Source organism: Mesorhizobium sp. B3-1-9 (assembly GCF_006439595.1).
In the GTDB taxonomy this organism is placed as follows: Bacteria; Pseudomonadota; Alphaproteobacteria; order Rhizobiales; family Rhizobiaceae; genus Mesorhizobium.
The window spans coordinates 47,135-66,462 of the sequence record NZ_VFTJ01000012.1 but is presented as its reverse complement, the minus strand read 5'-3'; the positions used below and the strand labels follow the sequence as shown (position 1 = coordinate 66,462).

The window sequence follows — 19,328 nt, the reverse complement described above, 5'->3', positions numbered from 1 at the left end:
GGCGGAATATCCGCCCAACGGTGCCGTTTCCGTAGTGGCGGCAAATCGGCGCGTCAATATCCCACGACGCACCCAAATCGGTTCAGTCGCGGGACCTCGCTGCTCCACGGCCCCATTGCGACGCCGGCCGGGCCGGGTCGCCAGCGGCCGGTTCGACAGGAACAGGCGGCTGCTGGACGTTGGGCGTCGGATCCGGCTCGCCGTCGGCGCCGGCCAGCAGCGGCACGCCGCGGCTGCGCAGCACCAGCACCAGGATCGATCCGACGATGATGCCGCCGATATGGCAGGCCCAGGAGATCTGGTCCTCGCCGCCCGCGGCAAACATCACGATCTGGAACAGGATCCACAGGATCAGCGGAATGAAGGCCGGGATGCGCAGCGGAATGCGGGCAAAGGCCAACACCCAGACTTTCACCCGGGGGTAGAGAATCAGATAGGCGGCGACGACGCCGGCGATGGCGCCCGAGGCGCCGATCAACGGCACCTGCGAATCCCAGGCCACCAACCCCTGGAAGAAGGCGCCGGCGACGGCGCAGGCGAGATAGAAGATCAGGTAGCGTATGTGGCCGAGCGCATCCTCGACATTGTCGCCGAACACCCAGAGGAACAGCATGTTGCCGCCGAGATGGAAGATGTCGGCATGCAGGAAGGAATAGGTAAGGTAGCTCAGGCTCTCGGGGATGACGACGAATTCGGGCGAGAGCTCGACCTTGTCGTGAACCACCGACGGGATGAAGCCGAGACCGAGAACCGCGGCATTGGTGAAATTTTCACCGCCAAGCGTGGTCGCCAGATAGACGAGCACGTTCGCCACGATCAGGCCGATCGTCACATATTGCAGGCGGATGTGACGCAGCCTGTTGGTGTCGTAAAGCGGGATGAACATCGGACCCTCCCGCCTGCGGATTCAGCGGTTCTTGCCGGGAACCCATAGCACGTCGGCCTCTCCATTGTCATTGACCGCACGGGCGGCGACGAACAGGAAATCCGAGACACGGTTGATGTATTTGAGCGCCTCGCGGTTGACATGCTCGGCCGGATCCTGCGCCAGCGCCACCATCAGGCGCTCGGCGCGGCGCGCCACGGTGCGGGCCAGATGGAGCGCGGCGGCCGCCGGCATGCCGCCGTTCAGCACGAAGGATTTCAGCGGCTGCAGGCTTTTGTTGAGCGCGTCAATGTCCTGTTCGACGCGGTCGGTCTGGGCGGCGGCGATGCGCAGCGGCTCGTATTCCAAGGGTTTGCCGTCGTCCGGCACGGCGAGGTCGGCTCCCAGATCGAACAGATCGTTCTGGATGCGCGACAGCATGGCGTCGATCGCGGGATGCGCCGCGCCGGTGTGAAGGCGGGCCATGCCGATGCAGGCATTGGCCTCGTCGACGGTGCCGTAGGCATCGACGCGCAGGTCGGATTTCAGCCGCCGCTCGCCGGTGCCGAGCCCCGTCGTGCCGTCGTCGCCGGTGCGGGTGTAGATCTTGTTGAGCTTGACCACGCGATCCCCCTCAGCCGCGCTATTTGCGCGTGAAATAGACCACCAGCAACAGCAGCGCCAAGGCCACGGCCTGCAGCATGACGCGCGTCTGCATCAGCTTGTTCGAGGTGATGCCGGAGCCGCCGCGCATCATGTTGATCAGACCGCGGACCAGCACGATCACCACGGCGGCCATGGCGATGACGGCGAGGATCTTCAAGGTGATGAGCATCTGGCTGGCTCCGGTTCAGGTTCGGTCAGGCGCGCCTGGCGAGCACGCGATAAAGCAAGGATGCCGGCAAGACGCGTTTCAGCGCCACACCGATCCTGGCCGGCACCGTTACCACATAGTGCGGGCGCGGGCGCTGTGACAGAAGCGCGTGGCGCAACGCCCTGTGCACGATCTCCGGCCCTGGTTTCAGCTTCGACACGATGCCGCCCGCCTGAAGCCGGGCGAGCTGCGCCTGATAGTCAGCGCGGTGGACGGAATTTTCGACATCGATGTTCTTCAGGAACCAGGGCAGGCCGTTGCTGGCGATCTTCGACGTCACCGGTCCCGGCTCGATGAGGGAAAGGTGGATGCCGCTGCCTTCGAGTTCCTGGCGCATGCACAGCATCAGGCCTTCGATGGCGTGCTTGGAGGCCGAATAGGCGCCGCGGAAGCGGACCGGAGCCAGCCCGAGGATCGAGGAGCAGTGGACGAGCCGGCCGTGCCCCTGGCGACGCATGACCGGCACGATGCGCCGGGTAAGATCATGCCAGCCGAAGAAATTGGCTTCGAACTGTTCGCGAAGTGCCGCGACCGGCAGGTCCTCGACGGCGCCGGGCTGGGCGTAGGCGCCGTTGTTGAACAGCGCGTCAAGCGTGCCGCCGGTACGCTCCAGCACCGCATCGACCAAGGCGGCGATGGATTGAGGTTCTCGATAGTCGAGGTAGAGGGCCTCCAAGCCGTCGGCCTCGAGCGCAGCGATATCGGCCGGCTTGCGCGCCGTGGCGAACACCCGCCAGCCTTCCGCCTTCAACGCCCGCGCGCAATAGGCGCCGATGCCGGAGGAGGCGCCGGTGACGATGACGGTGCGCAACTCCTTGGCGGCGGGGCGCGTTGTGGGACCTGGGGTTGCCATTTGCCGCAATCCCTTCCCATATTCGCGGCGTCGACACAATCGAGCGGAGCGCGGGTCCTTGCTGCGGAATATCGTTGCCCTCAAGCGCGTGCTCTACGATGCAATTGGACATTTCAACACCGATGACGGCTGGGCGATGGCCAGCCATCTGGCGATCACCTCGCTGATGGCGCTGTTTCCGTTCCTGATCTTCGCCACGACGCTCGGCAGCTTCCTCGGCGCACGCGCCTTCGCCGACACGGCCGTGCATCTGGTCTTCGACACCTGGCCCGAGCAGATCGCCAAGCCGATCGCGCATGAGGTGCAGAACGTGCTCACCGTGCGGCGCACCGACCTTCTGACCTACGGCGTGCTGCTTGCGGCCTATTTCGCCTCGAACGGCATCGAGGCGCTGCGCACCTCGCTCAACCGCGCCTATCGCGTCACCGAGACGCGCGGCATCGTCCATCGCAGGGTGCAGAGCATCATCTTCGTCCTGATCGCCACCGCCTGCTTCCTCGCCATCAGCGTGCTTCTGGTGTTCGCGCCGCTGCTCGCGCGGCTGGCGGAAGCGCATCTGGAATGGATCAAGCCCTATATGGGAACGATCACCATCTGGCGTTACGTGATCGCCTCGACGGTCATCGTCATCGGGCTGTTCTCGGTGCATATCTGGCTGCCGGCCGGCAAGCGTCGCTTCGTCTCGATCATACCGGGCATCGTCTTCACGCTGGTAGCCTGGCTGGTCGGGTCGACGATCTTCGCCACCTATCTCGACCATTTCTCGTCCTATGTGACGACCTATGCCGGGCTCGCCTCGATCATGATCGCGGTCGTCTTCCTCTACATCATCTCGGCGATCTTCATCCTGGGCGGCGAGCTCAACGCCGCGATCAGCCGCTATCTGGAGGCGCGCGCCAGAGTAGGTTGAAGCACGACCTCGCCCAAAAGCCGTCTCACGCGTTGGCGGGAATTGTCTTAGGCCGCGCGGTTGCCAGGGCGACGCCGAGCGTGGCGACCACCATGCCGGCGATCTGCAGCAGGTTGAGCCGCTCGTTGAAAAGCACCCAGGCGATGACCGCGGTTACGGCCGGCACGAGGTAGAACAGCGAGGCGACCTTCGACATCTCGCCGTCCCTGATCATCACCATCAACAGGAATATGGCGCCGACCGACAGCACCAGGACCAGCCAAGCCATGGCGAAGATCAGCTCGCCATTGACGGTGACGGCGCGCGTCTCGAAAGCGAGCGAGCCCAGGATCATCACCGCGGAACCGCCGACATACTGCCACATCGTCGCCGACACCAGATCGCCGCCGGAGGCATAGCGCTTCTGCCAGATGGTGCCGGCGCTCATGCCGAGCACGGAGACGAGCGAAGCCGTCAGCGTCGCCGGCGTGACGCCGCCGCCAAGTGCGCCGAGCTTCGGCCAGAGCACGATGACGACGCCGAGAAGGCCGACGGCGAGGCCGGCCCAATGGCGCGGCAGGATCGCCTCGCCGAGGAATTTGCCGGCAAGCACCGCCGTGATCAGCGGCTGCAGGCCGACGATCAGCGCCGATAGACCCGCCGGCATGCCCCTGTGGATCGCCCAGAAGACGGCGCCGAGATAGACGCCATGCATGAGGACGCCGGCCACCGTTGCGTGCAGCGCCTCTTCGCGCGTCGCCTTGCGCGAGCCGAGCAGCACGGCGAGGCCGGCAAACAGGATCGCCGCTATCACGAAGCGGATGGCAAGGAAGGTAAAGGGTTCCGCCCAGGGCATGGCATAGCGCGCGCCGATGAAGCCGGTCGCCCACAGAACGACGAAGGAGGCGGGGATGAACCGCTTGATGCTCTGCATGGGGGAGGCTGCCAGGATGAACGGTTGATGACGGCAATTGCTCTAAAGCCGTTCAATCCCGCAAGCAAAACGAAACGGTTGATCCATAAGCTAAGTCGAATTCAACAAACCGTGCCAAGAGGGGCATGGCGCGTGGTCGCGCCATGGTGAGGCATGTTTTTGCATCTCGACACGACCTGGCTTCTGTTCGCCTTCGCGATCATCGCCGGCTTCGGCTTCTTCTTCGGCACGGCGCTCGACGCGATCATGAAGGAGAGCGGCTTCGGCCCGACCGGCAATACGCTGCTGTTCATCTTCGGCTTTTTCGTCGCCGTGGCGGTCGCCAACAAGCATGGCATCAGCCTGAGCGATCTCAAGCTGGCGGTTGCCTGCGGGCTGGGCGGCGCCTTTGTCTTCATCAGCGTGCTGGCGCTGATCAAGGCTGGGATGGCCCGACTTTAATCAAGTCCGATAAGACGCCTGACGTCCCGTGCCGGCACGCCCGCGTCTCGGAGAGCGGCAAGACCGGTGTCCTTGAAGCTCTTGGATAGTTTGCGGCCGTCCGGGCCAAGGATCAGGCGGTGGTGGAAATAGCGTGGCTGAGGCAGGCCGAGCAGTTCCTGCAGCAGGCGCTGCACCCCGGTCGCCGAATAAAGGTCCTGGCCGCGCACGACGTGGCTGACATCCTGCAGCGCGTCGTCGACGACGACGGCGAGATGGTAGCTGGTCGGCATGTCGCGGCGGGCGACGATGATGTCGCCCCAATCCTGTGGTCGTGCTGCGACGGTTCGCGTCGCCGACATCGTCTCATCGGTGAACTCCGCCCATGACAGGCCGGCCGCGAAGCGCGCCATCGCCGCTTCGACGTCGAGCCGCCAGGCAAAAGGCATGTTCTCGGCAATCCGCCGCTTGCGCTCCCTGGCGGGCAAGGCCTTGTCGAGCGGCGGGTAGAGCGGCACGCCGTCGGGATCGCGGGGCCAGTCGCGGCCGCCGGTCTCGGTGATGAAGGCGCGGATCTCGCCGCGGCTCATGAAAGCGGGATAGACGAGTTCCTCGGCGATCAGCCGGTCGAGCACCGCCCGGTATTCGGCGAAATGCTCGGACTGGCGGCGCACCGGCCGCTCCCAGTTCAATCCCAGCCATTCGAGGTCGCGGAAAATGCCGGCCTCGAATTGCGGCGTGCAGCGGGCGACGTCGATATCCTCGATGCGCAGCAGCAGGCGTCCCCCCGCTTGCGCCGCCATCCGCTGGTTGAGCAGAGCCGAGTAGGCGTGGCCGAGATGCAGTTCGCCATTGGGGCTCGGCGCGAAGCGGAATGTCAGGAGCGTCATCTTTCAGGCGGCATTCGGGTTGAAAGGCGCGTTTGCCAATTGGTATTTAGCCCTCCATTGCCACTTCGCGGGCGCCCTGGGAACCAGCAACGTGCAACGCATCGCCTCGCTCGACGACATTGCGACAGGGCTCGACGCGCTCTGCCGGATCGATCCGCGGCTGGAGACCATACGCGGCAAAGCGGGCGAAGTGCCGCTTCGGCTGTCGGAGCCAGGGTTCAGGAGCCTCGCTTCCATTATCGTTTCACAGCAAGTTTCCCGCGCGAGCGCCGACGCCATCTTCGGGCGGCTGGTGAAATTGGTCGATCCGCTGACGCCGCAGGGGATCCTTGCCGCCGGTGAAGGGATTTTTCGCGAGGCCGGGCTGTCGCGGCCGAAGCAGCGCGGGCTGCTCGCCGTCGCGCAAGCCGTGGCCGGCGGGCTCGATCTCGATCACCTGTGCACGCTGGACGCCGGCGAGGCGATCGCGGCTATGACGGCCGTGCCCGGCATCGGCCCATGGACGGCCGAATGCTACCTGCTGTTTGCCGCCGGCCATCCCGACGTGTTCCCCGCGCGCGACGTCGCTTTGCAGACGGCGGTTGGCCATGCGCTCGGCATCGACCCGCGTCCGCCGGAGAAAATGCTTATCCGGCTGGCCGAATCATGGAGCCCGTGGCGGGGTGTCGCGTCGCGGCTTTTTTGGGCTTATTACCGGAAATTGAAGGGCAGGGATGCGGCGCCGCCTGTCGAAATGGCCAAAAAAGCATGAGAATCATGCGTTTTTGGCGGCTTCGGCGAGAGACAATCCGCTTCACATCCCTGTCATGTCGGGCTTACAGTATCCGCGCCGTTCGGTTCTAGAAGCAAGGAGGCGAGGACGTGACGGTTGCCGTATCTCCGGATGGGCTTCCCGCGCTGGTGCTGAATGCGGACTACCGTCCGCTCAGCTATTACCCCCTGTCGCTCTGGTCGTGGCAGGACGCCATCAAGGCCGTCTTCCTCGACCGGGTCAACATCGTCGCCGAATACGAGCACGCCGTCTCCTCGCCGACCTTCTCCATGAAGCTGCCGAGCGTGGTGAGCCTGAAAGCCTATGTGAAGCCGTCGCGGCATCCGGCCTTCACCCGCTTCAACGTCTTCCTGCGCGACCGCTTCCAGTGCCAATATTGCGGCACGCCGGAGGATTTGACGTTCGACCATGTCATCCCGCGCCATCGCGGCGGGGCGACGACCTGGGAGAATGTCGTCGCCGCCTGCTCGCCTTGCAATCTTCGCAAAGGCGGCATGATGCCGGCCCAGGCCAAGATGTGGCCGCTGCAAAAACCCTATCAGCCGACGGTACACGACCTGCACAACAACGGCCGCCTGTTCCCGCCCAACCATCTGCATGAAAGCTGGATGGATTATCTCTACTGGGATGTCGAACTCGAACCTTAGAGTTCGGCAGAAATTCGCCATGCTGGTCGCCTGCCGCAGCTTTCTGCGCTTCCGGTGCTCACGTACCTGACAGACCGTGATTATCAGACACACCCTGATATCGGACCAACTCGGTCATCCCTACTTGTCAATGGCTTCGCGTTTAAGGACGGGCTTCCCCCACTCCGTCGCTGCTTCGCAGCGCCACCTCTCCCCCTCCGGAGTCCCTCCGGAGGGAGAGGAAAGCCTGCTTGAAGGAGCGCTGGCTACTAGGCTCGCGCCGTTCCTCTACCCCGTCGATCGGGGGAGAGGTGGCTCGGCGAAGCCGAGACGGAGTGGGGGGTCGACCTGGCTCGGACGTCGAAAGCCGCGCCATTCGACTCAGCCTGCCGAATTTTTGCTCGAATCAATCCCGCGCGAGCGCGCTGCGGAAGGCGACGGCGGCGAGAATGAGGCTGGCGATGGCGTTCCAGCCGGCGAGCGACAGGCCGAGGATGCGCAGCGCTGCCTTGTCGCAGGAGGGCGGCACGAACTTGTCGAGCGCGTCGAGCACGCCCTTGCCGCCGGTGTCGACCGGGCCGGCGCCGGCGGTGCAGTCGGCCGGACCTTGCCACCAGGCCCATTCGACGCCCGAATGGTAGACGCCGAGATAAAGGCCGTAGAGCATCAAAAGGCCGCCGATCGCGAGCAGGCCGCGCGTCACCCAGGCTGGCGCGCGCAGCATCGAGGCGATCACCGCCAGCACCATCAGCGGCACGCCGATATAGTAGGGGGTGCGCTGCTCGAGGCAGAGATGGCAGGGGATGTAGCCGCCGATATATTGGAAGGCCAGCGCCGAGCCGACGGTCGCCGCCATGGCGACAGCAAGAAAGAGCGCCGCGCGCGTGCGCTGGCGTCCAGTGTCGGCAATCATGGTCGCTGTCATCGATGGAAATCCGTTGTTGCGTCGCTATCCGTGGGCGTATCTGACGAGGATATAGAGCAAAATCAGGGCAGCGGCGCCGGCGCCGACAATCAATCCCAAACGCTTTTCGATGAACTCCCTGATCTCTTCGCCATAGCGGCGCAGCAGCCAGGCAAGCAGCAGGAAACGGGCGCCGCGCGCCACGATCGCCGAGACGATGAAGACCAAAAGATTGACGTGAAGCGCCCCGGCCAGAATGGTGACCACCTTGATCGGCGGCAGGTGCGCCGCGCCGGATGTGACGAGCAGCACCAGCATCAGCCCGGCGCCGGACGACTGCCATTTCTCGAACGTGGATAGGCCGCCGAAATGCTCCAGGATCGGGCGTGCTATCGTGTCGTAGGCATAGTAGCCGATCAGCCAGCCGGCTATGCCGCCCAGCACGGACGCAACAGTAGCCGTCAACGCGTAGCGATAGGCGCGTTTGGGCGCCGCCAACGCCATGGGCAGGAACAGCACGTCGGCCGGTATGAAGAACACGGAGCTTTCGACGAAGGCGATGAAGGCCAGCCACCATTCGGCGGATTTGCGCGCCGCCAGCGACAGGGTCCAGTCGTAAAGTCCGCGAAGCATCGGCTCTCCTGATTTGGTTCCGAACGGCGGAGTGGTTTTCGGGCACCGGCATGCACGAAACAAGGACCCAAAGCGCCGCAGCCGGCGTTTCCAGCCAGACGCGATAAGTTTCGTTTCTCTAGAAAGATTTTACGCGCCGCACAATGGCGGCGCCCTTACGGAACCGTAAGGCGCGGTCCGGGCGCGGCTACCACTGGTAAATCGGCAACAGGCCAGTTGACGAAAACCCGTCCAACCGTATAGTCCGCGCCCATCCAGGCCGCCCGGCCTGAGCCCCTATGGCGGAATTGGTAGACGCGCTCGACTCAAAATCGAGTTCCGCAAGGAGTGCTGGTTCGATCCCGGCTAGGGGCACCATCCTTCGCTCTGCGAGTTGGCAGGCCATCCTTCTCCAATCTTTTCGGGTTTTGACGACTGTGGCGCAGGCCGACGACGGCCAGCCTGCGCTTGGCGGTCAGAGCGAGTGCTTGTAGCCGATCGCGATGTTGAGCTTGTCGCCGGCGAGATCGTCGTTCGCGTCGGCGTCCTTGACGATGCCGGTGTCATGCCAAGTGTAGCCGAGCGCAACGCTGGGAGTGACAACCCGGCCGGTCGCTATGCATTACTGCATCTGAACCTGCAGTGTTCGACGACGGAAGATCAGCCAGCCCAAGCTGCAGGCGAGCCCGACGTTCAGCAGCGCCAAAGCGGCGAGAGCTGCAAGGGTGCCATGAGGGCCGGCTTGCTCCAACAACAACGCTCCCACAGACGGCGCTGCTGCCTGAGCGATCAAGCTGGGCATAGCGAGACGTCCCATGAGCCTCGCGTATCCCGCAGGGCCAAACAGAGCCAGCGGCAGCGTGCCCCGCGCTATCGTTTCAAGGCCGATACCAGCCCCGTAGAAGGCAAGCGCCACAGCCACAACCGGAACCCCGACCCAGAGCGCACCAATGCCGATGGCGACGAATGTCACGGACGCGAACTTGGTCCAGATGGGATGATGGTAGCGGGCGATAAACATCTCGACAGCACGCGCCGACACTTGAGCGGGGCCGACGAGTGCCCCGAGCCCAACGGCGGCGGCGAGCGCCATGCCGCCGGCCTGCAAGATGGTGAGCAGATGAACTGACACCGTCGACGAAATGACCGCCGCCAACGTCAGCGTGGCAGCCAGGAGGACCATGATCGGAACTGAGGTCGCCGCAGAAGGGACCGCAGCCTGTGTCTTTCCCGGCCGGTCCGGGACGCTCGGCGGAGACACCCCACGCGGCAGCATTGCGAGATAGAGGGGGAGGGCGAACAACAACTGCGCCGAGGCATAGACGAGGCAGGTGCCGCGCCAGCCCGTCTCGCCAATCAGGAAGGCCGAGATCGGCCAACAGATGGTGCTGGCGAACCCGCCGAACAACGAGAGGGTTGTGATAGCGGAGCGCGCGCCGTGCCCATAGAGCCGCCCGAGGGTGCCGAAGGCGGCGTCGTACAAGCCTGCCCCCATGCCAAGTCCCACAACGACCCATGCCGCGATGTAGGCGACGAGGTTCGGGGCGGCCGCAAGCCCGATCTGGCCGACGCCGATACAGCACGCGCTGAACGCAAGCACGTTTCGGCCGCCGTGCCGTTCAATGGATGAGCCGACATGAGGCGAGATCAAGCCGGCGACGAGCAAGCCGAGCGACAATCCGCCAACGACCCAAGTCAGCGGCCAGCCAGTGTCGGCGGCTACCTTCGGTGCGATGACCGCCGGCAAGTAGTAGGTGGACCCCCAAGCCATGATCTGGGTCAGTCCAAGGACGGTTATGATCGTTCGCCGACTGCGCTCCATCGCGGTTTGGTCGTTTATGCTGCTGCGTTGCAACCGCAGCCGCTCTTGCCAGCGGCTTTCGCTTCAGCGTCGGCGACACAACAGGCGTCAGCCTCGGAAGGAGCTGGGCCACCACAACACCCGCCACCCGTCGCGCGTATGGTTGAGGGAGGGACGGTGCAGACGCCTGTTTTCGGGTAGCACCAGTTGCACGGCATCCGCAGCCGCCATCTCGCCAGCGAGGGCTGCCGCGACCGACCGTACCTGTTCATACCCGGTCAGCAGCAAGAAGGTCGGAGCGCGGCCGTAGCTCTTGACGCCGACAGTGTAGAAGTCGGGCTCGGGATGGCTCAGTTCGCGATGGCCGTGCGGGGGAACGTCGCCGCAGGAGTGCTCGTTGGGGTCGATCAGAGGCCCTAGCGCCTTGACGCTCTCAAGCCACGGGTCAAGGTCCAGCCTAAGTTCACGCGTGAGCGAGAGATCGGGCCGCTGGCCGGTCGCGGCGATGATACGGTCAACAGGCCCCAGCACTTGTAAGCCGTCCCGCGTTTGACCTTCAACGGTCAGGCGGCCATTTGAGCCGCGGATGGCCAGCGTTGCGAAGCCGGTGACCATCGTTGTGCCGCCACTTTCCACCAGCTCGCGAGCATCGGCACCCAGCTCGCCACGAGCGGGAAGTTGGTCGGCGTCTCCACCACCGTAGATGCGAACAAGATCGGTACTGCGTGTCACCCAGAGAGAAGCGGTGCCCGGCTCGTCAGCAGCCAGTCTATCGAGTTCCAGCAGAGCGTTGGCGGCCGAAAGGCCAGAGCCAGCAACCAGCGTCGTGCGACCGGCATAGAGGTTGCGGTCGCGGCCGAGAATGTCGGGGATGCCGTAAGCGATCTTGTCAGCGAACTCCGCTTCACCCTCCGCCGTGATACCACCGCCCCCAAGTGGGTTTGGCGTCTGCCATGTCCCGGACGCATCAACGACGGCGCGCGCGCGGTCGCGCCTGATCCCGTCGGCGGTCTTCACGACCAACATGAAGGGCCTTGCCTGTCGATCCTTGCTCAATACCTTGTCCGCACCCCAGCGGGAGATGCCGACCACGTTGGCGTTGGTCTCGATAGACGTTGAGAGTTCAGGCAGCCTTGCGAGCGGTTCAAGGTAGTGCGCAATCAGCTCGTCAGCGGTTGGGAACGCCTCAGGATCGGGCATCGTCCAGCCACTGCGCTCAAGAAGTCTTACCGCCATCCGATCCACACAGTAGCGCCAAGGCGTGAACACTCGAACATGACCCCAGTCGCGGAGATTGGTGGCGACTTCCGCGCCGGCCTCGTAGACCTTCACGGGGAGCCCACGCTGAACGAGCTGAACCGCGGCCGCCAAGCCGACCGGGCCGGCTCCGATGACGGCAACAGGGAGGGCGTCATGGTCATTCATCGGCATTGTTTCCGTCCTTCCGGGATCATCGAAATACGAAACAAAAAAATATGCGCTATGCCGCTGCTTCGCCCTCGACGGCACCGCAAGCGGCGTCAGCGCAGCACTCGTCAGCCAGGAAGCCGATCAGCTCCCTCATGATAGGGTAGTTGGCCCGACAGATCAGGGTCGTTGCCTGCCGCTCCTGCGTCACGAGGCCGGTCAGAATGAGGCGATGCAGATGGTGGGACAGCGTCGAGGCCGCGATGCCAAGGCTGTCCTGCAAGTACCCCACGGGCCGGCCTGCTTCGCCGGCTCTGACCAGTGTGCGATAGAGCTTGAGCCGTGTCGGGTTGCCGATGGCTTCGAGCTGTTTTGCTGCTTGTTCGAGTTTCATGGAAATAACACTGCACCCGCCGCCGGCACAGGTCAATACCTATTTCGACAAAGATCGAAATATGATCAAACGACCCGTTTACCGGTCGCGTCGATAACGACCTCGCCGTCTTCCTTGGTGAAGGGGCCGATGTCGGGATTGGGCAAAATCGGGAGGACCGCCTCAGAAGGTCGCGCAAGGACCGCGCCCAGCGGGGTCACCACGATTGGGCGGTTGATCAGGATCGGATGCTTGAGCATGGCGTCGATCAGATCGTCGTCTGACCACTTTGGGTCCGCGAGCCCAAGCTCCTCATAGGGCGTTCCCTTCTCCCGAAGCAGCGCACGGGTAGTGATCCCCATGGCTGCGATCAGCTCAACCAGCTTTGCACGTGAGGGAGGCGTCTTGAGGTATTCGATGATCTCGGGCTCTTCGCCGCTCTGCCTGATCATGGCCAGCGTGTTTCGCGAGGTGCCGCACTGGGGGTTGTGATAGATCGTGATGGTCATTCGGCGGGTTCCTCATTGGTGATGGCTTGGGGTTCCGCAAGCAGCCAGCCGGCAAGCGCCATTGCCACCAGAGCCCCGGCAAGCTGGGCAGCGATGAAGGCTGGGACATCGAGCGGCCGGATGCCAGCGAAGGTATTGGAGAGGGCGCGGGCCACGGCCACGGCCGGGTTTGCGAACGATGTCGAGGCAGTGAACCAGTAGGCGGCCACGATGTAGAGGCCAACCAGCCACGGGATGGCATCAGAGCGAAAGCGGAGACCGGCAAGGATGGTGAAGACGAGGCCGAAGGTCGCAACCGCCTCAGCGATCCACAGACCAGACCCCGAGCGCACCGCGGTCGAGAGACTGAAGAGCGGCATGTCAAACATAGCATGAGCCGTCAGTGTGCCGAGTATGCCTCCCGCGAGCTGGGCTGCCACGTAGGTCAGGGCCACATCGCGGGCCATTTGGTGCCTCAGGCTGAACACGAGCGTGACCGCTGGGTTGAAATGCGCACCGGAAATCGGGCCGAGGATGGTGATCAACACGATCAGTAGCGCGCCGGTCGGCAAGGTGTTGCAGAGCAAGGCGAGCGCCACATCATGGGTCAGCCGGTCGGCCATGATCCCGGAACCGACCACGGTGGCGACCAGCATCGCAGTTCCAAGTCCTTCGGCAGCGAGCCGTCGCGGCAGGTCAGCTGACACGGTGCCGAGCCTCCATTGAGATCGTTAGCACTTACAGGTCACCGCCTGGATGACCGGCCGGCAAAGCTCCGGGGCGCCCCTGCAGCAGTCTTCCATCAGGTAGGCCAGCAGATCGCGAAAGGCGTTCATGTCGACGACATACCGGATGATCCGCCCCTCTCGTTCGGCGCGAACAAGCCCGGCGCGGTCGAGGACCTTCAGATGCGCAGACATGGTGTTCTGCACCGTTCCAAGTTGCGATGCGATCTCGCCGGCTGGAACGCCTTCGGCACCCGCTTGCACGAGCAGCCGGAAAGTCTCTAACCTTGTGTCCTGACCAAGCGCGGCCAGCGCCAGCAGAGCAGTAGTCTTGTCCATACATCCATCCATCCGGATTTGTGGATGTGTAGGTCCGCAGCATGACGGTTGGATGACAGGCTGGTGGGGGTCGGAATATTTTGGCCAAAGATTTGCGCGCCCAATCCGATTATCAGCACGCGCCACGTTCCCCCTGCCGGGTCTCCGGACTATTAGGAGCGCATCGCGGTCTTGGGACTTTCTGGAGGTGGCCTCAGAGCCGCAAGAGCTGCATTGCGGGCGTGGGGCGCAGGCCGACGACGGCCAGCCTGCGCCTTTGTTGTTTTCACGCAATTCCGGACGAAAAACCGCTACACACTTTTCCTGGAATTGCTCTAGCGATCAGAGCGAGTGCTTGTAGCCGATCGCGATGTTGAGCTTGTCGCCGGCGAGATCGTCGTAAGGCGCCGACGTCGTATCGGCCTTTTTCCACGAATAGCCGAGGTTGGCATAGACCGCATTGGTGGAGTCGATGTTGTAGGTCACGCCTGTGGCCAGCTTCGGCGTTTCCCAGGTGGTGTTGAAGGCGTTGCGGTAGCGGAAGTTGAAGACATTCCACGTCCATTGCTTGGACAGTTTCCAATCTCCGGCGAGATACAAGGCGTAGTAGGGGATCTGCGCATTTGCGTCGGCGTCCTTGACGATGCCGGTGTCATGCCAAGTGTAGCCGAGGGCAACGCTGGGAGTGAGGGTGAAGGCGTCCGTCAGCTTGATCTTGTAGCCGAGACTCGCCTCGCCGTAATATTGTGTCTTTCCACCGGTCTTGAAGGTCGGCTGGATGAATATCCCGCCGACGAAATTGTCGGCGAAATTGTGCGAGACGCTGAACTTGAAGTAGGTGTCGGCGAGCGATCGCGCTTTGTTGCTGCCATTGTCGATGGCGTAGAACTCGGGACTTCCCTCAATCCCCAGAGTCCAGCTCGGTGCTGCCGGCGGGGGTGCTTCGACAAGGTCGGCGGCGAAGCTGGATGATGTCATGGACAGTGAGATGCCCAGTGGCGCGATAATGGCACGAAAAAGCATGGTCTTTCCTCGATGTAGGAAGTAGCGGGAGATGTGCCGGCGATGCGGCGAGGAACCCGTTAGGCGCGCCGGATTTCAGTTGTATGACGATGTGCCATTTGTGCAGACACAAGGACATCACGAAGTTGGGATCGCCGGATTGCCAGCCTTGGTCAGTTCGATGGGCACCCTGATCGGTCGGACGCAACAGTCGCCATTTCGACGCCATGTCGGCGGCATCCCTGGCCAGGCATCCCGCAGGAGCTCGTCCGGCCCGGTGGGCTCACCAGCAATCTCATGCCGATCGGGCATCGGCGCAGCCCGGCCTGAACTGCTGTGTTGGAGCTGGCTGCTACCGCATATTCCCCGTGTGTCCCTGCGAGTAGCGCCCCGGCTGTGGCCACACCGTCAGCCCATGCGGCTCGACGCCGACGCGTATTTTCGTCACGCCGCCGCTGGTGGTGTCGATCATATAGACGTCGCTGTCGAAGCGGCCGGAGAGCCATAATTGCTTGCCGTCGGCGCTGACATTGCCCATGTCGGGGCTGCCGCCACCCGGGATCGGCCATTGCGCGACCACGGCGCGGGTGGCGAAGTCGATCACCGTCACGCTGCCCGGGCCGTTGGCCTTGCCCTGTTCCATCTTGTGCGAGCCGCGGTTCGAGACATAAAGGCGCTTGCCGTCGCGGCTGACGACGAAGCCATGCGTGCCGATGCCGGTGGGGATGAAGCCGATTTCGCGAAAACTGTCGCCGTCGATCAGGAACACGCCATCATTCATCATGTCGGCGACGTAGAAAACCTTGCCGTCGGGCGAGAGGCGGATGTCCTGCGGCATGCCCATCTTGGAGAGGTCGAGGTGGCCGAGCACCTTCTGGTTCCTCAGGTCGATCTTGGCCAGGCCGCCATCGCCATATTCGCAAGTGAAGATCGCGTAGGAGCTGTCGACCGAGAAATCGGCATGGTTGATGCCGGGGCAGGTCGGCGTCGGCAGGCTCGATTTCAGCGCCATGGTGTGCGGGTCGCGGAAATCGAGCCGCTTCATCGCCTCGTCGACGACGATTGCCGCGCTGCCGTCCGGCATGAAGTAGAGATTATAGGGGTCGTCGACCGGGATCTGCTGGCCGGGCTTGGCCGTCATCGGGTCGATCGGCGTCAGGCTGCCGTTCCTGCCGGTGCCGTTGTTGGCGACCCACAGCGTCTTGAGATCCCAGGACGGCACGACGTGCTGCGGCTTGCTGCCGACCGGGAACCGGCCGACCTCCTTCAAGGTGACGGTGTCGATCACCGAGACGCTGTTGGAGGAGCGGTTCGGCACATAGACGCGCGGCAGCGCGCCGGCGGTGGCGGGGCTCAGATGGCCGGCCGCGGTCTGACTGTAGATGTTGACAGACGCGGGTGGCGGATCGGAGCAATCCTCCGGGCAGGTATCGGCCCAGGCCCGGGCAGGCATGAGCGCAATCAGCAGCACGGCCGCACGGAAACTGGTGTGACGCAAACGACTTCTGATCATCTGGATGGTTTCGTGTAGGCCGGCCCGAGTTCGCCGCGCGGACCCCATAACTTGTGTCCCGCCGTTGATCTAGCGCCTTTTCAAAAGGCTCCGCATGCGGTTGCGCAGGATGCGCGCCATGTTGCGGGTCTCACGGTAGAGGTGCAGTTGCGAGGCCGCCTGACGGGCCAGCCGGTCGGCATCCGGCGTCAGCCCGACCACCAGCGTGCCCATCGGCTTGCGCTCGCTCCACAGCCGGCTCATCACCGGGTGGTCCGGAACCGCGCAGGAATCGGTCATGACGATGTTGGGATCGTCGAGATGCTGCTTGGTCACCTCGATCATCAGCAGCGTGCCCGGCGAATAGGCGGAAAGCGCCTCGTCATAGGCCGTCTTCCAGGTGTAGGCGACGCCGGCCTCGACGAAGACGACCAGGCAGGCGACGGTGCGGCCGTCGAGCGTCAGCAGATGGATGCGGCACATGTCCTGCTCGGCCAGCCTATGCACGGCTTCGCGGGCGAAGGCGGCGCGGTAACGGTCGATCGCCATCGCGGTGCGCTCGCGGCCTTTCCAGCCGGCCGCTTCAAGCGTCAGGAAGCTTTCGATGGCGTGGCGTATCTCGTCCTGCCCGCGCGCCACGATGTGCTCGAGCTTGCCTTGATCGGCGAGGCGCCGCTTCAGCCGGCGGAATTCGCGATAGTGATGCGCGCGCAGCGAGGCCTTGAGGTAGTCCTCGCCGTCGGCATCGCTTTCAAGCACCGGGCGCTCGACCTTGCCGGTGGTCACCATGGTCAGGCCGCGGCTGTCGGCAAACGAGGTCATGAGGCTCGCCACCGGACCGTCGAGCTTGATGTCGGGCAGCACGAAGACCTTGGGCAGCTTGAGATGCGACCGCGACAGCATCGAGAAGAAATCCTCGATGACGCCGACCGGATCGTCGCGATCGACCAGCGGCGTTCCGAGCGGGCCGAACGGGCTCGACCATGTGCGCATCACCGGGACGCCGAGCGGGATCGCCGGCCGCTCGACCGAGAACGGCACCAGAAGCCGCAGCCGGTTGCGGTATTCGTCGCCGTCGCGGATGACGGCAAGCCGCACCTCGCGGTCTTCCAGCCGGGGCATCGCCGGCGCCAGGAAGCGCGGGTTGAAGAAGACGTTCGGCTCGATCGTGCGGGCGCTGAGATAGTCGAGTTCCTCGACAAGGTCGAAGCCGGCCGAGGCCGGGTAGATGGCGAGCTTGCGCTCCGGCCGGTTGCTGGCGAAGAGCTCGATATGGGCGGGGTCGACCTCGCGCGCCAGGCCGGCAAGGTTGGATACCATGGCGCCGGCGGTGCCGCCGCTGGTCTCTTCGAGCAACGGGACGGCGGCCATCAGGCGACTTCCTTGTTTGTGGGCACGAAGATCGCCATCACGATGCCGAGCTTGCGCCAGACGGTGAAGGACAGCGCACTGGCCTCGAAGACCATGGCGAGACTGGTGGCGATTGCCGCGCCCCAGAGGCCGAACAGCGGGATCAACAGCACGTTGAGGCCGATGTTCAGGGCAAGCGTCATGGCATAGACGGCGGCGCAGATGTTCTGGTTGCCGCTCATGGTGAGCAGGCTTTCGCAGGGGCCGACGGCGGCGCGCGCCACGACGCCCAGCACCAGCAGGAAGAGCAGCGGGTAGCCGGCAGTGAATTCGGGACCGAACAGCATCAGCATCGGCTCGCCCAGCGCCAGCACCATGAGCGCCATCAGCAACGAGGGCCAGAAGGTCCAGGACACGGTCTCGCGAGCGAAGGCGGCGAGCTTGTCCGGTTCGCCATGGGTGAACTGCGCATAGCGCTGGGCAACGCCGGCCTTGACCGCGAAATAGACGAAATGCACCAGCGCCAGCGTCTTCACCGTGGCGAAATAGACTGCGACATCGTTGGGGTTCATATAGGCGCCGACCATCAGCACGTCGGCATTGGTGAGCAGGAAGAAGAAGCTCTCGACCAGGAAGATCGGCAGCGAAACGAGGATCCACTGGCCGAAATGCACCGCCATCGGCCCGGCCGGTATCTTTTTCTCCATGCGCGAGGTGACGGCCATCAACTGGCCGAGCGTCGTGACATAGGTGGCGGCGATCGAGGCGAAGATCGCGGTCTTGGCGTCGGGCACGTAGTGCAGGCCAAGCATCAGCGCCATGAACGCCAGGATCAGCACCGGCCGCACCAGATAGGTGGGAGACAGCGCCAGCAGCGCCCAGGAATTGGCGCGCGCCAGCCCCTGCAGGAGGTCGCCGAGCGCGATCATCGGCAGGCAAATGACGCCGAGGATGAAGGGGATGACGTAGTAGTTCTCGATCCAGTCCGAGGCGAGCCACACGCCAAGGGCGCCGAGGCCCGCGATCAGCGTCGAGGCGACGAGCACGAACAGGCGGCTGGCGAGCACGATGCCGCGCAGTTCGGCCAGCATGCCGCGCTCGCGATATTCGGGAATGAAACGAATGACCGAGGTGTGGAAGCCGAGGCAGGCGAGGTTGCCGACGATGACCATCGTCACCCAGACCAGCACCGAGATGCCGTATTCTAAGGAGCCCATCCAGCGCGCCATCAGCACCTGGCTGACAAAGGCGATGAAGGCGCTGATGATACGGATCGAAAAGGCGATCAGCGACATGCGCCCGGCTTCGCCGCGTTCGTCGGCGGTGAACAGCACGGCGTCGATGCGGCCAAGCAACGGACGCATGCGCAGCGCCCAGCGCTGCGGCAGGAACCGCCCGGCAGTCGTCGCCGCGGAAAAGCGCACCCAGAACTCTCCGTTTTCCGCCTCTTTCCAAGGTTTCGGTCTATCCGAAACACCTTAAGAAAGGGTGGGTGGGGTGCCGGCGGGCGTATGAGGGCAGCGCGGGCTTTCGGAAATTGCGCTGAAGTGCGCAAGCCGTAGAAAGCTAAAAAGCTGCGCGGGCATGATAGCAAATAAGCAGACATCTCGTACGGGAATTCGCGCTGAATTTTCCCGTGTCGGGACAAGATTTTTGGGAATATCTGGGAGGTCATTCTCGAATTAAGGGTGACGGAATAACCTTTCTCCAGATTGCCTACGCCATGATTGCGG

Annotated in this window: 21 protein-coding genes, 1 tRNA gene and 1 pseudogene; 5 read left to right on the top strand and 18 right to left on the bottom strand. The window is 63.9% G+C overall.

Annotated elements, in window-relative coordinates:
* Positions 1 to 82 precede the first annotated feature (82 nt).
* Genes FJW07_RS20820 through FJW07_RS20805 form a run of 4 tightly spaced genes read right to left on the bottom strand, consistent with a single transcriptional unit; the run spans position 83 to position 2,592 of the window.
* Entirely contained in the window at positions 83 to 886 is an 804-nt protein-coding gene (locus tag FJW07_RS20820; protein WP_140858572.1) for a rhomboid family intramembrane serine protease, read from the bottom strand.
* Between the two features lie 21 nt (positions 887 to 907).
* Positions 908 to 1,489, bottom strand: a complete 582-nt coding sequence (locus FJW07_RS20815) for a cob(I)yrinic acid a,c-diamide adenosyltransferase (protein WP_140858571.1) — start codon at positions 1,487 to 1,489, stop codon at positions 908 to 910.
* Between the two features lie 19 nt (positions 1,490 to 1,508).
* Positions 1,509 to 1,700, bottom strand: coding sequence for a twin transmembrane helix small protein (locus tag FJW07_RS20810; protein WP_140645214.1), 192 nt, complete (start codon positions 1,698 to 1,700; stop codon positions 1,509 to 1,511).
* A gap of 25 nt (positions 1,701 to 1,725) precedes the next feature.
* Complete coding sequence (locus FJW07_RS20805) at positions 1,726 to 2,592, bottom strand: SDR family oxidoreductase (RefSeq protein WP_140858569.1); 867 nt, start codon at positions 2,590 to 2,592, stop codon at positions 1,726 to 1,728.
* A gap of 58 nt (positions 2,593 to 2,650) precedes the next feature.
* Here FJW07_RS20805 and FJW07_RS20800 point away from each other — a divergent pair, with 58 nt between their 5' ends.
* Positions 2,651 to 3,502 (top strand): YihY/virulence factor BrkB family protein, encoded by an 852-nt coding sequence (locus FJW07_RS20800; protein ID WP_140645216.1) that lies wholly within the window; start codon positions 2,651 to 2,653, stop codon positions 3,500 to 3,502.
* A 25-nt stretch (positions 3,503 to 3,527) separates the two neighbouring features.
* Here FJW07_RS20800 and FJW07_RS20795 read toward each other — a convergent pair whose 3' ends face one another.
* Positions 3,528 to 4,415: a DMT family transporter gene (locus FJW07_RS20795; RefSeq protein WP_140783993.1), complete on the bottom strand. Its 888-nt coding sequence runs from the start codon at positions 4,413 to 4,415 to the stop codon at positions 3,528 to 3,530.
* A 153-nt stretch (positions 4,416 to 4,568) separates the two neighbouring features.
* On the opposite strand from FJW07_RS20795, the gene FJW07_RS20790 reads away from it, so the two are divergent.
* On the top strand, positions 4,569 to 4,856 hold the full coding sequence (locus FJW07_RS20790; protein ID WP_140658855.1) for a hypothetical protein: 288 nt from the start codon (positions 4,569 to 4,571) through the stop codon (positions 4,854 to 4,856).
* On the opposite strand, the gene gluQRS is transcribed toward FJW07_RS20790, so the two are convergent.
* Positions 4,853 to 5,725 (bottom strand): tRNA glutamyl-Q(34) synthetase GluQRS, encoded by an 873-nt coding sequence (gene gluQRS, locus FJW07_RS20785; protein ID WP_140858567.1) that lies wholly within the window; start codon positions 5,723 to 5,725, stop codon positions 4,853 to 4,855. The genes FJW07_RS20790 and gluQRS overlap by 4 nt on opposite strands.
* A gap of 91 nt (positions 5,726 to 5,816) precedes the next feature.
* Between gluQRS and FJW07_RS20780 the strand changes: the two genes are divergently transcribed.
* A complete protein-coding gene (locus FJW07_RS20780) occupies positions 5,817 to 6,476 on the top strand; it encodes a DNA-3-methyladenine glycosylase (protein WP_140858672.1) in 660 nt (219 codons plus the stop codon).
* A 110-nt stretch (positions 6,477 to 6,586) separates the two neighbouring features.
* Entirely contained in the window at positions 6,587 to 7,144 is a 558-nt protein-coding gene (locus tag FJW07_RS20775) for an HNH endonuclease (RefSeq protein WP_027167440.1), read from the top strand.
* A gap of 385 nt (positions 7,145 to 7,529) precedes the next feature.
* Here the strand turns inward: FJW07_RS20775 and FJW07_RS20765 are convergent, their stop codons facing one another.
* Both FJW07_RS20765 and FJW07_RS20760 read right to left on the bottom strand, forming a co-directional pair.
* Positions 7,530 to 8,048 carry a disulfide bond formation protein B gene (locus tag FJW07_RS20765; protein ID WP_140645221.1) on the bottom strand — a complete coding sequence of 173 codons (519 nt, stop codon included), beginning with the start codon at positions 8,046 to 8,048 and terminating at the stop codon, positions 7,530 to 7,532.
* 24 nt (positions 8,049 to 8,072) lie between these two features.
* Entirely contained in the window at positions 8,073 to 8,660 is a 588-nt protein-coding gene (locus FJW07_RS20760) for a YqaA family protein (protein WP_140658858.1), read from the bottom strand.
* Positions 8,661 to 8,932: 272 nt separating this feature from the next.
* Between FJW07_RS20760 and FJW07_RS20755 the strand changes: the two genes are divergently transcribed.
* Positions 8,933 to 9,017, top strand: a tRNA-Leu gene (locus FJW07_RS20755).
* 244 nt (positions 9,018 to 9,261) lie between these two features.
* Here the strand turns inward: FJW07_RS20755 and FJW07_RS20750 are convergent.
* The 10 genes and pseudogenes from FJW07_RS20750 to FJW07_RS20705 form a co-directional block, all read right to left on the bottom strand.
* The gene (locus FJW07_RS20750; protein ID WP_140858671.1) at positions 9,262 to 10,461 is read right to left on the bottom strand and encodes an MFS transporter; all 1,200 of its coding nucleotides are present in this window, start codon (positions 10,459 to 10,461) and stop codon (positions 9,262 to 9,264) included.
* Between the two features lie 14 nt (positions 10,462 to 10,475).
* Positions 10,476 to 11,865 (bottom strand): annotated as a pseudogene (locus FJW07_RS20745) (FAD-dependent oxidoreductase).
* Between the two features lie 55 nt (positions 11,866 to 11,920).
* Positions 11,921 to 12,241 (bottom strand): metalloregulator ArsR/SmtB family transcription factor, encoded by a 321-nt coding sequence (locus FJW07_RS20740; RefSeq protein WP_140858565.1) that lies wholly within the window; start codon positions 12,239 to 12,241, stop codon positions 11,921 to 11,923.
* Positions 12,242 to 12,306: 65 nt separating this feature from the next.
* A complete protein-coding gene (gene arsC, locus FJW07_RS20735) occupies positions 12,307 to 12,729 on the bottom strand; it encodes an arsenate reductase (glutaredoxin) (RefSeq protein ID WP_140645225.1) in 423 nt (140 codons plus the stop codon).
* Complete coding sequence (locus tag FJW07_RS20730; RefSeq protein ID WP_140858563.1) at positions 12,726 to 13,415, bottom strand: MIP/aquaporin family protein; 690 nt, start codon at positions 13,413 to 13,415, stop codon at positions 12,726 to 12,728. The genes arsC and FJW07_RS20730 overlap by 4 nt, the downstream gene beginning before the upstream one ends.
* Positions 13,416 to 13,439: 24 nt before the next feature.
* Positions 13,440 to 13,772, bottom strand: coding sequence for a helix-turn-helix transcriptional regulator (locus FJW07_RS20725; protein ID WP_140645227.1), 333 nt, complete (start codon positions 13,770 to 13,772; stop codon positions 13,440 to 13,442).
* Between the two features lie 321 nt (positions 13,773 to 14,093).
* Positions 14,094 to 14,774, bottom strand: coding sequence for a hypothetical protein (locus FJW07_RS20720; RefSeq protein ID WP_140858561.1), 681 nt, complete (start codon positions 14,772 to 14,774; stop codon positions 14,094 to 14,096).
* A 331-nt stretch (positions 14,775 to 15,105) separates the two neighbouring features.
* Positions 15,106 to 16,266 (bottom strand): YncE family protein, encoded by a 1,161-nt coding sequence (locus FJW07_RS20715; RefSeq protein ID WP_140858559.1) that lies wholly within the window; start codon positions 16,264 to 16,266, stop codon positions 15,106 to 15,108.
* Positions 16,267 to 16,335: 69 nt separating this feature from the next.
* Positions 16,336 to 17,616 carry a GNAT family N-acetyltransferase gene (locus tag FJW07_RS20710; protein WP_140858557.1) on the bottom strand — a complete coding sequence of 427 codons (1,281 nt, stop codon included), beginning with the start codon at positions 17,614 to 17,616 and terminating at the stop codon, positions 16,336 to 16,338.
* Positions 17,616 to 19,019, bottom strand: coding sequence for a lipopolysaccharide biosynthesis protein (locus FJW07_RS20705; protein ID WP_140858555.1), 1,404 nt, complete (start codon positions 19,017 to 19,019; stop codon positions 17,616 to 17,618). Before FJW07_RS20705 ends, FJW07_RS20710 begins: the two co-directional genes overlap by 1 nt.
* Positions 19,020 to 19,328 lie beyond the last annotated feature (309 nt).